Origin of the sequence: Paraburkholderia strydomiana (assembly GCF_046030495.1) — a bacterium.
In the GTDB taxonomy this organism is placed as follows: domain Bacteria; phylum Pseudomonadota; class Gammaproteobacteria; order Burkholderiales; family Burkholderiaceae; genus Paraburkholderia; species Paraburkholderia strydomiana_A.
Map to the genome: position 1 here is coordinate 100,012 of NZ_JAQQCJ010000027.1, position 13,062 is coordinate 113,073.

Consider the following 13,062-nt stretch of genomic DNA (forward strand, 5'->3'; position numbering starts at 1 on the left):
TTAGTGAGCCACGGCTGCCGCGCCGTGCTCGTCGATAAGATGGCCGGTATAGAACCGTTCCAGCGAAAACGGCGCATTCAACGGATGCGGCTCGTCCTTCGCGATGGTGTGCGCATAGGCCCAGCCCGAACCCGGAGTTGCCTTGAACCCGCCCGTGCCCCAACCGCAATTGAAGTAAAGCCCCTTCACGTCGGTCTTGCTGATGATCGGGCAAGCATCCGGCGACACATCCACGATGCCGCCCCACTGGCGATTCATCCGCACGCGGGAGAACACCGGGAACATTTCGACGATCGCTTCGAGCGTGCCTTCGATGATCTGGAAACTGCCGCGCTGCCCGAAGCCCGTGTACTGATCGACGCCCGCGCCGATCACCAGATCGCCCTTGTCGGACTGGCTGATGTACGCGTGCACCGCGTTCGACATCACGACCGTATTGACGACCGGCTTGATCGGCTCGGACACGAGCGCCTGCAGCGGATGGCTCTCCAGCGGCAAGCGCACGCCGGCCATGTCGGCGAGCGTCGAGGTATTGCCCGCTGCGACCACCGCGACCTTCTTCGCCTTGATGAAACCTTTCGTGGTATCCACGCCGACCACCTGGCTGCCGTTGCGGCGAATCCCCGTGACCTGGCAGTTCTGCACGATGTCGACGCCCGCCTGGTCCGCGCCGCGTGCGAAGCCCCAGGCCACCGCATCGTGCCGGGCCACGCCGCCGCGCCGCTGGATCGATGCGCCGAGCACCGGGTAGCGGCTGTTCAGATTGATGGTCGGCTCGATTTCCTTGATCTGCGCGGGCGTGAGGAATTCGGCGTCCACGCCGTTCAGGCGGTTCGCGTTCACGCGGCGCTCGGTGTCGCGTACGTCCTGCAGCGTGTGCGCGAGGTTCATCACGCCGCGCTGGCTGAACATCACGTTGTAGTTGAGATCCTGCGAAAGCCCTTCCCACAGCTTCATCGCCTTCTCGTACAGCGCGGCCGATTCGTCCCACAGGTAGTTCGAGCGCACGATGGTCGTATTGCGCGCCGTATTGCCGCCGCCGATCCAGCCTTTCTCCAGCACGGCGACATTGCGCACGCCGTGTTCTTTCGCGAGGTAGTACGCAGTGGCGAGACCGTGCCCGCCGCCGCCGACGATCACGACGTCGTATTCACGCCTGGGCTCGGGGCTCTTCCACTGTCGCTCCCAGTTCTCGTGATACGACATCCCGTTGCGCAACAGGCTGAATATCGAATAGCGGCTCATCGTGGGTCCTTGTCAATGCTGTCTTAACTGCTGCCTGGTGTTGCGTATTCATGCTTCACTGAAACTTCAACACTCGAACTTCAACACTCGATCACGTTCACGGCCAACCCGCCGCGCGACGTCTCCTTGTACTTCGTCTTCATGTCGGCGCCGGTTTCACGCATCGTCTTGATCACGTTGTCGAGCGAGACGTAGTGCTGGCCGTCGCCTTTCATCGCCATGCGCGCGGCGTTGATCGCCTTGATCGCGCCCATCGCGTTGCGCTCGATACACGGAATCTGCACAAGCCCGCCGACCGGATCGCAGGTCATGCCGAGGTTGTGCTCCATGCCGATCTCGGCGGCGTTCTCCACCTGGGTCGGCGTGCCGCCCATCACGGCGGCGAGTGCGGCGGCGGCCATCGAGCAGGCCACGCCCACTTCGCCCTGGCAACCCACTTCGGCGCCGGAGATCGACGCGGTTTCCTTATAGATGATGCCGATCGCCGCGGCGGTCAGCAGGAAGTCGACGATGCCCGCGTCGCTCGATGCATGCATGAACTTCACGTAGTAATGCAGCACCGCCGGAATCACACCGGCCGCGCCGTTGGTCGGCGCGGTGACGACGCGCCCGCCTGCCGCGTTCTCTTCGTTGACGGCCATCGCGTACAGGTTGACCCAGTCGAGCATCGAGAGCGGATCGCGCAGCGACTCCTCCGAACGCGCCCGCAGTTGCGCGCACAGATCGGCCGCGCGGCGCTTCACGTGCATCGGACCCGGTAACTCGCCGCGCACCTTGCAGCCGCGTTCGACGCACACGGCCATCGTGCGCCAGATCGTCAGCAGCCCTTCGCGCACTTCGTGCTCGGGGCGCGCCGCGCATTCGTTGCGCAGCGTCACCGCGGCGATCGACAAACCGGTCTCGCGGCACACGCGCATCAGGTCGTCGCCGGTACGAAACGGATACGGCACCTCCGCGCCGGTGCGCAGACCATTCACGCGATCGCCTTCGCGGTTGACCACGAAGCCGCCGCCGATCGAGTAATACTCTTTCTCCACCAGCAACTGGCCGTTTTCGTCGAATGCCTGAAAACGCATGCCGTTCGGATGCACGATGCTGGCGCCCGAGACGCCCAATGTGCCGGGCACGCCCGGCATCAGCTTGCGAAAGAAGCCGAGGTGTTCGCGCTCGTCGAAGGCGACCGGGTGCTTGCCGAGCAGCGTCAATTGCTTCGTCTCGCGGATCGCCCGCAGACGCGGCTCGATCAGGTCCGGGTCGATCAGGTCGGGCAGATTGCCTTCGAGCCCGAGCAGCACCGCCTTGTCCGTACCGTGCCCTTTGCCGGTCGCGCCGAGCGAACCGTACAGTTCGACTTTCACGCGGCGCACGAAGCCGAGCAGGTTCGCGTCTTCGATGTGCGAAGCGAAGCGGCATGCGGCGATCATCGGCCCGACCGTGTGCGAGCTCGAAGGACCGATGCCGATCTTGAACAGATCGAAGACGCTGACGTTCATGGAGTGCCTTCTACGTTGCGGGCGTTGCGCTGCCTCGGTGGAGTAGTCCGTATTGCACCGCAAGGCAATCCGGATCGATAGAATAAAAACGGCATGACAGTGGGATAGTGGCGTCAAGCGGGCGGCCCGCCAAGCTCGGCGGCGTATTTGCGATGACTTCTGACGCATTTGCGACAGGCGTCCAGGTTGCGGCTGGCGATGCTGACGTTGCGCTGGATCTGCTACCAGAGTGGGCTCTGAACAGGCCCCGACGGCCCTCGTCGAACGCAGGGAAACCGCCCGATAAAGCGCACGCCATCCCCAATGCTATGCTTGACTCCACCCTCTCCTTGCCGCCCGCATGCATGAATTCCGCTGAACCGCTTCCCCCCCGATCGACCGACGGCACGTCGAAGCAGCGCATCCGCTTCGGCATCATTCTGTTGCCGAACTTCACGCTGACCGCGTTCTCGGGTTTCGTCGACCTGTTGCGCCTGTCCGCGGACGAAGGCGATTTCAGCAAACCGGTGCGCTGTTCGTGGAGCGTGCTGGGGGAAACCCTCGCTCCCGTGCGCGCAAGTTGCGGCATCCAGATCACGCCGTGGGAAACCTTCGACAACGCCGAACCGTTCGATTACGTCGTGGTGGTCGGCGGGCTGCTGCATTCGGGGCCGGCCGCGAGCGACGCGACGCTCGCGTTCATTCGCCGCGCCGCCGCCACCGACGCGACGCTGGTCGGCATGTGTACCGGCGTGTTCTCGCTGATGCGCGCGGGCGTGCTCGACGGCCACCGCATCTGCGTGAGCTGGTTTCACTACTGGGATTTCATCGAGCGTTTTCCGTCGGTGAATGAAGAAGCGCTGGTCGCCGATCGACTGTTCGTGATCGACCGGCGGCGCATTACGTGTTCGGGCGGACGCGCGTCGATCGACGTGGCCGCGGCAATCCTGCTGCGTCACTTCGAAACCGCCACCGTGCAGAAGGCGCTGCGCATCCTGCTCGTCGACGACCTGCAGAAAGGCAACGCGCCGCAGCCGCATCCGCCGGGGCTCGCGCCCGCCACGCATCCGAAGGTCAAGCGCGCGATCCTGCTGATGGAACAGCACGTGGGCCGTTCGCTGCCGCTCGACGAACTCGCGCGCAAGCTCGACCTGTCGCCGCGCCAGCTCGAACGGCTCTTCAAGGCGCAGACCGGCAAGGCGCCGCAGGCCTACGCGAAGCAGGTGCGCTTGCGCACCGCCGCGTGGTTGCTGACGAGTTCGGACAAGACCGTCGCGGACATCGCGTCGAGTTGCGGCTTTTCCGACGCTTCGCATCTGGGCCGCGAATTTCGCAAGCAGTTCGGCTTGCCGCCGGTCATGTATCGTGAGCAGCGCGGCACGGCGGCGCAAGTGGAAGACGGCTCCGGCTACGACGAAACATTTCCGGGTCGGGCTCAGGCGATTTGATGCGGGACGCTGGCGGGCGCGCGCACGGTTGCACGTTCGGTGCGAACGGTTCACGCGCGTTGGACGCAATGGCGTTCGCCATCACCCTGTCACTGTGCCTGCGCGCGGCTGCCACGGGACGCCGCCCGCGGCAATACGAACACTCAAAGCTACGAACACTCAAAGCGCTCACTGCCCCGCTATGAAAGCCTTCACCGCGGGCAACCCGTCCTTGCCGTCGAACGTCTTCACCCCCGCCAGCCACTTGTCCAGCACGGCCGGATTGTCCTTCAGCCACGCGCGCGCGGCCTTGTTCGGATCGGTTCTGTTCATGATCGGCAGCATCACGTGGTTCTCGATGTCGGTCGTGAACTGCAGGTTCGACACCAGTTTCGCGACGTTCGGACAGCGCGTCGAATAGTCGTTCGACGTGACCGTCAATACTTTCGCTTCGCCGTAGTTCGGGCCGAACACCGCGTCGCCGCCCGACAGATAGTCGATCTTCATCTGCACGTTCATCGGATGCGGCTCCCAGCCGAGAAACACGATCGGCTTCTTGTCGCGGATCGCACGGTTCACCTCGACCAGCATGCCCGCCTCGCTCGACTCCACCAGCTTGAACTTGCCGAGCCCGAACTGGTTGCTGTCGATCATCTTCCGGATCTCGGCATTGCCGTCGTTGCCCGGCTCGATCCCATAGATCTTGCCGTCGAGCTTGTCGTAATTCTTCGCGATGTCAGCGAATGTCTTGATGCCCGCCTGATACGTGTAATCGGGCACCGCCAGCGTGTACTTCGCGCCGGTCAGGTTCGGCGGGGTCAGCACGGTGATCTGACCGCTCTTTCTGAACGGCTCGATCATCGGGTCCATGGTCGGCGACCAGTAGCCGAGAAATACGTCGATCTGCTTGCCCTTCACGCCGGCGAAAGTAATCGGCACCGATGCGATCGTCTTGCTCGGCTTGTAGCCGAGTCCTTCGAGCAGCGTCGACGCGAGGCCGGTGGTCGCCGCGATATCGGTCCAGCCGACATCGGCGAAACGGACGTTGCGGCAGGTGGCGGGTTCCGCGGCAAAGGCAGACGATACAGACAGCGCGCACAACGACGCAGCCCACAGACGTTTCATGGCGTTCCCTCTCCCTCGGATGGTGGATCAGATTGATTGTGTCGATCGATCCGGCCGCACCGGATCGAAGATTTTTTTCACGCCGACAGCCGCCGCTCGACACTCGGCGCATGGCCGAATTGCGCGCGGTACGCCTTGCTGAAATGACACGGCGAATGAAAGCCGCACACCGTCGTGACCCGCGCAATCGACGCATCCGTATTGCGCAGCAACTCGCGCGCGCGCCGCAGACGCAACGTCAGGTAGTAATGCGTCGGCGAGACGTTGAGAAACATCTTGAACATGCGCTGCAAATGGCGTTGCGACAGACGCACGAGGCGCGCGAGTTCGTCGAGCGACAGCGGCTCCTCGATATTCGCTTCCATCAGCCGCACCACTTCGATCAGCTCGGCGCGCGAGAAGCCGACCCGCGCGTCGACGGGAATGTGCTGATAGTCGGTCGAGCCGCGAATCCGTTCGACGATGAACTGCTCGGACACCTGCGCCGCCACCGCATGGCCCAGACGCATACCGACCAGCTTCAGCATCAGATCGAGCGGCGCGGTGCCGCCGGTGCAGGTCATGCGGTCGCGGTCGATCACGAACAGTTCATCGGCGAAACGCACGTGCGGGTAGCGCTTGTGCAACGGCGACATGTCCTCCCAATGCACGGTCGCGCGATAACCGTCGAGCAGGCCCGCGGCCAGCAGCGCATAGGGCCCCGTGCAGATGCCGCCGAGCGGAACGCCTTGCGCGGCGACTTCGCGCAGCAAGGCGATCACCGTTTCGTCGACGTAATCGCGCACGTGCCAGCCGGCGCACACGAACAGCACGTCGGGCATGCCGGCTTCGGCGAGCGTCGTGGTCGGCTTCACCGTGATGCCGTTGCTGGCGCGCGCAGGTTCGCCGTCCGGCGTGATGACCGACCACCGGTAGTGCTGCGCGCGGCCCACGTAATTGGCCATGCGCAGCACCTCGACCGCGCTCGTGAACGCGATCATCGAAAAGTTCGGCAGCGTCAGAAAGCCGACGTGCGCGAGCCCCGCCAACGGCGAATCCGCCTGGGGCTCGACCGGTGTGAGCGCGTCGCGCTTCATCGGCGGCTCAACCGTGTTGCGCGGCCGGCGCGCGGCGCACTTTCATCACGCTGCGCAAGCCCGACAGCAGCGGCGCGCGCGCCATGCCCGGCGCGCGGCCGAAGCTCTCCGTGATGCGGTCCAGAATGATCGCGAGCATCACCACCGAGAGGCCGCTTTCGAAACCGAGTCCGATATCGAGCCGCTGAATGCTCGCGAGCACATCGTTGCCGAGCCCGCCCGCGCCGACCATCGACGCGATGATCACCATCGACAGCGCCATCATGATGGTCTGGTTCACACCCGTCATGATCGACGGCAGCGCATTCGGAAACTGCACCTTGTAGAGCAGTTGCCACGGTGTGCAGCCGAACGCCTGACCCGCTTCGACAATTTCGCGGTTCACGTGCTTGATGCCGAGCGAGGTCAGCCGCACCGCGGGCGGCATCGCGAAGATCACCGTCGACAGAATGCCCGGCACGCGGCCGAGGCCGAACAGCATCGCGGCCGGAATCAGGTAGACGAACGCGGGCATGGTCTGCATCAGGTCGAGCACGGGGCGCACGATCATCTCGACCGTGCGGCTCTTCGCCATCCAGATGCCGAGCGGAATGCCGAGCAGCAGGCTGATCACCGTCGACGACAGCGTGAGGCCGAGCGTGATCACCATCTGATCCCAGAAACCGGTGCTGTAGATCAGCAGCATCGCCAGCAGCGTGAACAGCGCGAAACGCCAGCCGACCCGCCACAGGCCGACGCCGACGAAGAACGCCATCAGCGCCCACATCGGCACGGCCTGCAAGCCGTGTTCGACGAGCGCCGCGAAACTCTCGATGACCTTGCCGATCGCGTCGAACGTCTTCGCGTCGTGGTCGAGCAGATAGTGGACGCCGTGATCGACCCAGGCGCCAAGCGGAATGATTTCAGACATGGGAACCTCGATGGCGCGTGAGAACGTTCAGCACGTTCGTCTTGTTGACCGAACCACAGTAGGAGCCGTCCGCTTCGACGACCGGCAGTGGCGCGCGGCTCGCCACCACACGTTCGACTACGTCGTCGAGCGGCGTGCTGCGGCGGATGCACTCGATCTGGTTGAGCTGCGGCGACGCGCTGCCGAGCGCATCGCGGCACACGAAGCCGCGAATCTTGCGTTCGCCGTCGAGCACGAAAGCGTAATCGGCGCTGCCGTTGAGCGTGGCCGCGACGCTCGACGCGTCGATCTGCGGCGAGTGCTGCATGAGCGGCACGGCGTCGGTCTGCATCAGATCGCCGGCGGTCAGATAGCGGCTCGTGTCGATGCCTTCGAAGAACGCACGCACGTAATCGTCGGCGGGATTCGTGATGATTTCCTGCGGCGTGCCGATCTGCACGACCCGGCCGCCTTCCATGATCGCGATACGCGTGCCGATGCGCATCGCCTCTTCCAGATCGTGCGACACGAACAGGATGGTGCGCTGCTGCTCGCGTTGCAGTTCGAGCAGCACGTTCTGCATTTCCTTGCGTTTGAGCGGATCGAGCGCGGAGAACGCTTCGTCCATGATCATCAGCGACGGGTTGACCGCGAGCGCCCGCGCGAGTCCAACGCGCTGCTGCATGCCACCCGAGAGTTGAGCCGGCAGCTTTTCCGCGAACGGCGCGAGGCCGACCTGCTCAAGCACGGTCATCGCGCGCGCTTCGCGCTCCTTGCGGCCGACGCCCGCCACTTCCAGTCCGAACGCCGCGTTGGAGAGCACGGTGCGCTGCGGCATCAGCGCGAACGACTGGAACACCATGCTCATGTCCTTGCGGCGCAGCGCGATGAGTTCCGAGCGCGGCACGCTCGCCACGTCGCGGCCGTCGATCAGCACCTTGCCCGCCGTCGGCTCGACCAGCCGATTGATCAGACGGATCAGCGTCGACTTGCCCGAGCCGGAGAGGCCCATAAGCACGAAGATCTCGCCTTCCTTCACGTCGAACGAGACGTTGTGGACACCGACGATCTGACCGGTGCGCGCGAACACCTCCTCTTTGGTTGCGCCGGCCGCCAGCATGGCGAGCGCCTCTTTCGGACTGGAGCCGAACACCTTGCACAGCCCTTCGACCACGACTTTCGGGGAATCCATTGAATGCTCTCCTTGCCTGGCGGACGTCCCGTCCGCGCTGTGCATACATAGTTGCCAGAAAAAAGTGCGCGTTGCCGACTATTTGCGACAACCACATGAGGAAATACGACACCTGGTGGCGCGCGCAGGCTCCCTCGTGGTCGCGGAAGGCTTATGGAGTAAGGGTTTGGCGGATGTTGCCCGGGCTTGGCGGGGATGTCGCGTCAAAGCAGATACGCGTGGCGCGGGCAGACAAAAGTGTGAGTGCGGCGTGCGCCCCGGGGAAACGATTGATTTGAGTTTGCCTGGAAATTCAAACGGCATTTCTCTATCAGAAATCGTGCAGTTTCAGTTGTTTTCAGAGTGATCTGATTTTCGGCCGTTCGTCGGCAACATACTCTTTTTCAGCGCTCACTTAATAAAAGGCACTGGAAATGCGAGAAAGCCGGGCTACACCGCTTGCGAGCTTGTAATGCTCGACAATAAATTGCGGCCTCCCGTTCGGATTGGTCGGATGGGTCGAGCCGCACAAGCTGTACGGCTGGGAAAAAAGTACGCCCTTTCGCTGGGCATGCTGACGGTGTTCGCGGCAGGCCTGTCGAGTCACGCATCGAGCCTGTCGGAACTGGCCGACGACGCATTCGCGCATGACGCCAAACTTGCGAGTGCCGAAGCCGCATTCCGTGCAGGCCTTGAAAAGGCACCCGAGGCACGCGCCGCGCTGTTGCCGCATCTTGCGCTCAGTGAGTCCGCCTTCAGGAATTCGATCAACGTTCCTGGCCAGCCTTCGGTCCAGTATTCCACGGTCGGTTCAACGCTGTCCCTGAACCAGTCCGTCTTCAAGTGGGACGACTGGGAGATTTACCAGGAAAGCAGACTTTCCGTCATCGCGTCGGGCATTGCTCTCGCCAGCGCAAAGCAGGATTTGCTGCTACGTGTGGCGCAGGCCTACTTCGATGCGCTGGCTGCAAAGGACGGCTTCCTGCTTGCACAGGAGCATCAGCGTTCTGTCGATGAACAACTGGCGCTCACACAGCGAAGCTTTGCTTTGGGCGTGGCAACCATCGTCGATCTGAATGAAATCAAGGCCGGCGCGGACGCCGCGCGGGCCGATCTTGTCCAGGCGCAAAGCGTACTCGCGACGCGTTACGCCGCTCTACAAAAGCTAGTCGGCCACGCTGTCGATAGCGTCGACCCGCTCGACGCCGATGCGCTCTTGCCGGCCCTCACGCCCGAGCCTGCCGAACGCTGGACGTCGGATGCCCAGGCATCCGGCCTGGACGTGCGGCAACAGCAGATCGCGCTGGAGATCGCACGGCGGGAGGTCTCCAAGGCCAATGCGGGTTATCTGCCTGCCGTGTCCATCGTCGGGAACGTCAGCCACGGCAACGCGGCGTTCATCAATGGACAGACCAACTTCAATACGGGCGCCAACCGCGCCACGTCGGGTGAGATCGGCATCCAGATCAGCATTCCGCTATTCGATGGACTCTCGACGATGAGCAGAAAGCGTGAAGCCCTCGCGTTGCGCGACAAGGCTGAAGACGACCTCGATGATGCGCGCCGCACGGCCGCTCTCGACGCACAGAACGCATTCCTCGGCGTACGCGACGGGCTCGCGCAGGTATCCGCACTTCTCACGGCGCAGAAGTCGGCCGAAACGGCGCTGCACTCGAACCGGAAGGGCTTCAAGGTGGGCGTGCGGATCAATGCCGACGTTCTGGATGCAGAAGACAAGCTATTCGGCACCCGGCGTGATCTGTCGAAAGCGCGCTACGACACCTTGATGCAATTCCTCCGCCTCAAGGCAAGCGTTGCCCAACTCGATGGCACAACGCTTACGCAACTCGCCGGGCATGGCTCCCTGTCACCGTCCGACCAGACAAAGAAATAGAAAACCACCATGTTTCATGCAATCAAGCGGCACGCGTGGCTTGCGGCGCTGTTCGGCATCGCCAGCAATCTGCTGGTTCTCGCTCCCACGCTGTATCTGCTGCAGGTCTATGACCGCGTGCTGCCGAGCCGTAGTCTGGAAACACTGGCCATGCTGATGGTCTTCATGGGCATTGCACTGCTGATGATGCTGGCGGTCGATGTCGTGCGCAACCGCCTGTTAAGCGATCTTGGGCGACAGCTTGCGGATCGTCTTGACCGGCTCGCACTGGCCGCGCGTATCGAAGCCCAGGCCCGCCGCATTCCCCGTTCCGATATCGCAACGGCGCAGGACGTCGCCGCATTACGAGCCTTTCTCTCGGGGTCCGGCATCACAGCGTTTCTGGATATGCCGTGGCTGATCATCTACCTCGCTCTGATGTTCCTGTTTCACTGGTCGCTCGGACTCATTGCAATCGCGAGCGCGGCATTGCTCGTGTGCGTCGCGCTGCTCAATGACCGGCTCACGCGAAATAGCGTGCGCGCCTATACGGCACACCAGCGTGAAACCGATCAGCTATATGCACAGATCAGCCGTCATGCGGAAATCATCACCGCGCTCGGCATGAACACCGCCATGCTTGACGCGTGGTCATCGCGTCGGCGTGTCGATCTGGATGCACAAGCGAAAGCAGCCGACACTTCGGCGCTGAACCGGAACATCAGCAAAACACTGCGCCAGGCGATTCAGGTGGTGACGATGGGCGCAGGCGCGTGGCTCGTCATCAATCAGATTGCCACGGGGGGTGTCATGCTCGCCACCACCATCCTGCTCGGTAAGGCGCTTGCGCCGGTCGAACAGATGCTGGGTAGCTGGAAGCAGTTCATCGAAGTGCGCCAAAGCTGGAGCCGGTTGGATGCGCTCTATCGCCGCCCGCCCGCATCGCGTCCTGTCGAATTGCCTCGACCTCAAGGACGGCTCACCGTTGAAGCGCTCACGTTCAACAGTCGAGGCGCGGGTGATCCGCGTGGACGCATGCTGCTCAAGGGCATTCAGTTTGCGCTGACGCCAGGTCAACTGCTCGTCGTTGTCGGTTCAAGTGCTTCTGGCAAATCTACCCTTTTGCGGTTGCTCGCTGGTTTGTGGGAGCCGCTATCGGGAACGGTTCGTCTCGATGGCGCCGATATCGCGCAATGGCCGCGTGACTCGCTCAGCCGCTTTCTTGGTTACGTGCCCCAGGACGTCGAACTGTTCTCGGGAACGGTCGCCGGCAATATCGCGCGCAATCCGGACCCGGCGGCCGCGGACGCACAGGCGATCGTGCGTGCGGCGCAGCGGGCGCGTGTGCACGAGTTGATCCTCGGTCTGCCTGGCGGTTATGAAACGGAAATCGGCGAAGCCGGTGAAACGTTATCGGGCGGTCAGCGCCAGGCCGTCGCGCTGGCTCGCGCGCTTTACGGTGACCCCGCGCTCGTGCTGCTCGACGAGCCGAACGCCCATCTCGATGTGGACGGCGAACGGCTGTTGAACAACGCGTTGCTGCAGTTGAAACAGGATGGTGTCACGGTCGTCGTCGTATCGCATCGGCAAAGCGTGCTGTCGATTGCTGATCGGGTCATGTTGATGCGTAGCGGACAGATCGAAGCCTTCGGGACGCGCGACCAGGTCGAGGCGTGGCTAAGGTCGCGGGCAAAGCCCGCTGGACCGCCTGCCAGTCAGCTGCGTCGTCCGGAGGTTTCAACGTCATGAGACTACTTCGAGTGATTCAGCTTCTTCGCGGCATTCTCACGCAGGCGTTTGCCGCTGCCGCTCCGCTGGAGGCGGCCGGCGAAGCATTGCGTCTGCCGCTAAGGACAATTGCGGCCGGATGCATTGTGCTAGCCGCCGGAGTCGGAGCGTTGACTCTTTGGGCGTGGCTCGCGCCGCTTTCGGGTGCGGTCGTCGCCGAGGGTGTCGTGCGCGACGATGGCGAACGCAAGACCATCCAGCATCAGGAAGGCGGCATCGTCAAGGCGATCCACGTGAAGGACGGCGACCACGTCAGGGCCGGTCAGGTATTGATTACGCTGGACGACGTGCGGCCCGGTTCGGAAGTCGCCGCATTGCAGTCGCAACTGGACGATGACGAAGCGAAAGCGGCACGGCTTGCCGCCGAGCGCGACATGAAAAACGCGGTCGCGTTCCCGGCACATCTCGCGGGGCGCTCGTCAGACCCGCGTATTGCCGCCTTGATGCAGCGGGAACAGACGCTATTCGATTCGGAACGGAAAGCCTTGAATGACCAGTTGGCATTGCTGCTGCAACAGGCAGCGCAGACACGTCAGGAAATCGCCGTCGAGACCGCGCTCGTTGGCACGAGTGAACGGAGTCTCGGCATTTCGAAGCAGGAACTTCAGGTCAATGAGCAGCTTCGCAGCGAGGGCTACGTCACTGAAACGAAGATGATGGAGTTGCGCCGTGCTGCGGCGGATTACCAGTCACGGCAGCAATCGGATACGGCGGAACTGATACGCGCACGACAGAAGCAGACCGATCTCGATCTGAAGATCGCGACGCTGCGCAACGACTATGTGAAAGCGGCCGATGGTCAGTTGAAGGACACGACGGCGAAAGTTCTTCAGATCATGGAGCAGTTGCGCCCGGCGCAGGACACCAACGCGCGCACGCGCATCGTGGCGCCGGTAGACGGCGAGATTGTGGCTTTGCGGGTCCATACGATCGGCGCGGCCATCGGGCCGCGCGAGCCGATTCTCGATCTGGTGCCAAGCGACGCGCCGCTGATTA

General features: G+C 63.2%; 10 protein-coding genes. 4 read left to right on the forward strand and 6 right to left on the reverse strand.

Annotated features, from left to right (window positions below; genetic code table 11):
* Together PQQ53_RS28480 and PQQ53_RS28485 are read right to left on the reverse strand one after the other, a co-directional pair.
* Complete coding sequence (locus PQQ53_RS28480) at positions 1 to 1,245, reverse strand: sarcosine oxidase subunit beta family protein (RefSeq protein ID WP_408141500.1); 1,245 nt, start codon at positions 1,243 to 1,245, stop codon at positions 1 to 3.
* Positions 1,246 to 1,325: 80 nt separating this feature from the next.
* Positions 1,326 to 2,738 carry an L-serine ammonia-lyase gene (locus PQQ53_RS28485; RefSeq protein WP_408141501.1) on the reverse strand — a complete coding sequence of 471 codons (1,413 nt, stop codon included), beginning with the start codon at positions 2,736 to 2,738 and terminating at the stop codon, positions 1,326 to 1,328.
* Between the two features lie 344 nt (positions 2,739 to 3,082).
* Here PQQ53_RS28485 and PQQ53_RS28490 point away from each other — a divergent pair, with 344 nt between their 5' ends.
* Positions 3,083 to 4,165, forward strand: coding sequence for a GlxA family transcriptional regulator (locus PQQ53_RS28490; RefSeq protein WP_408141502.1), 1,083 nt, complete (start codon positions 3,083 to 3,085; stop codon positions 4,163 to 4,165).
* Between the two features lie 168 nt (positions 4,166 to 4,333).
* Here PQQ53_RS28490 and PQQ53_RS28495 read toward each other — a convergent pair whose 3' ends face one another.
* The 4 genes from PQQ53_RS28495 to PQQ53_RS28510 form a co-directional block, all read right to left on the reverse strand.
* The gene (locus PQQ53_RS28495) at positions 4,334 to 5,269 is read right to left on the reverse strand and encodes a choline ABC transporter substrate-binding protein (protein ID WP_408141503.1); all 936 of its coding nucleotides are present in this window, start codon (positions 5,267 to 5,269) and stop codon (positions 4,334 to 4,336) included.
* Between the two features lie 77 nt (positions 5,270 to 5,346).
* Positions 5,347 to 6,345, reverse strand: a complete 999-nt coding sequence (locus tag PQQ53_RS28500) for a GlxA family transcriptional regulator (protein ID WP_408327814.1) — start codon at positions 6,343 to 6,345, stop codon at positions 5,347 to 5,349.
* A 7-nt stretch (positions 6,346 to 6,352) separates the two neighbouring features.
* On the reverse strand, positions 6,353 to 7,255 hold the full coding sequence (choW, locus tag PQQ53_RS28505) for a choline ABC transporter permease subunit (RefSeq protein WP_408153366.1): 903 nt from the start codon (positions 7,253 to 7,255) through the stop codon (positions 6,353 to 6,355).
* Positions 7,248 to 8,426, reverse strand: coding sequence for a quaternary amine ABC transporter ATP-binding protein (locus PQQ53_RS28510; protein ID WP_408327817.1), 1,179 nt, complete (start codon positions 8,424 to 8,426; stop codon positions 7,248 to 7,250). The genes choW and PQQ53_RS28510 overlap by 8 nt, the downstream gene beginning before the upstream one ends.
* A 451-nt stretch (positions 8,427 to 8,877) precedes the next feature.
* Between PQQ53_RS28510 and PQQ53_RS28515 the strand changes: the two genes are divergently transcribed.
* From PQQ53_RS28515 to PQQ53_RS28525, 3 genes are all read left to right on the forward strand, one after another.
* Positions 8,878 to 10,299 (forward strand): TolC family outer membrane protein, encoded by a 1,422-nt coding sequence (locus tag PQQ53_RS28515; RefSeq protein WP_408327820.1) that lies wholly within the window; start codon positions 8,878 to 8,880, stop codon positions 10,297 to 10,299.
* A 9-nt stretch (positions 10,300 to 10,308) separates the two neighbouring features.
* Entirely contained in the window at positions 10,309 to 12,027 is a 1,719-nt protein-coding gene (locus PQQ53_RS28520) for a type I secretion system permease/ATPase (protein WP_408327823.1), read from the forward strand.
* A partial coding sequence (locus tag PQQ53_RS28525) for an HlyD family type I secretion periplasmic adaptor subunit (RefSeq protein WP_408327826.1) occupies positions 12,024 to 13,062 on the forward strand: 1,039 nt, incomplete at its 3' end. The genes PQQ53_RS28520 and PQQ53_RS28525, both read left to right, overlap by 4 nt.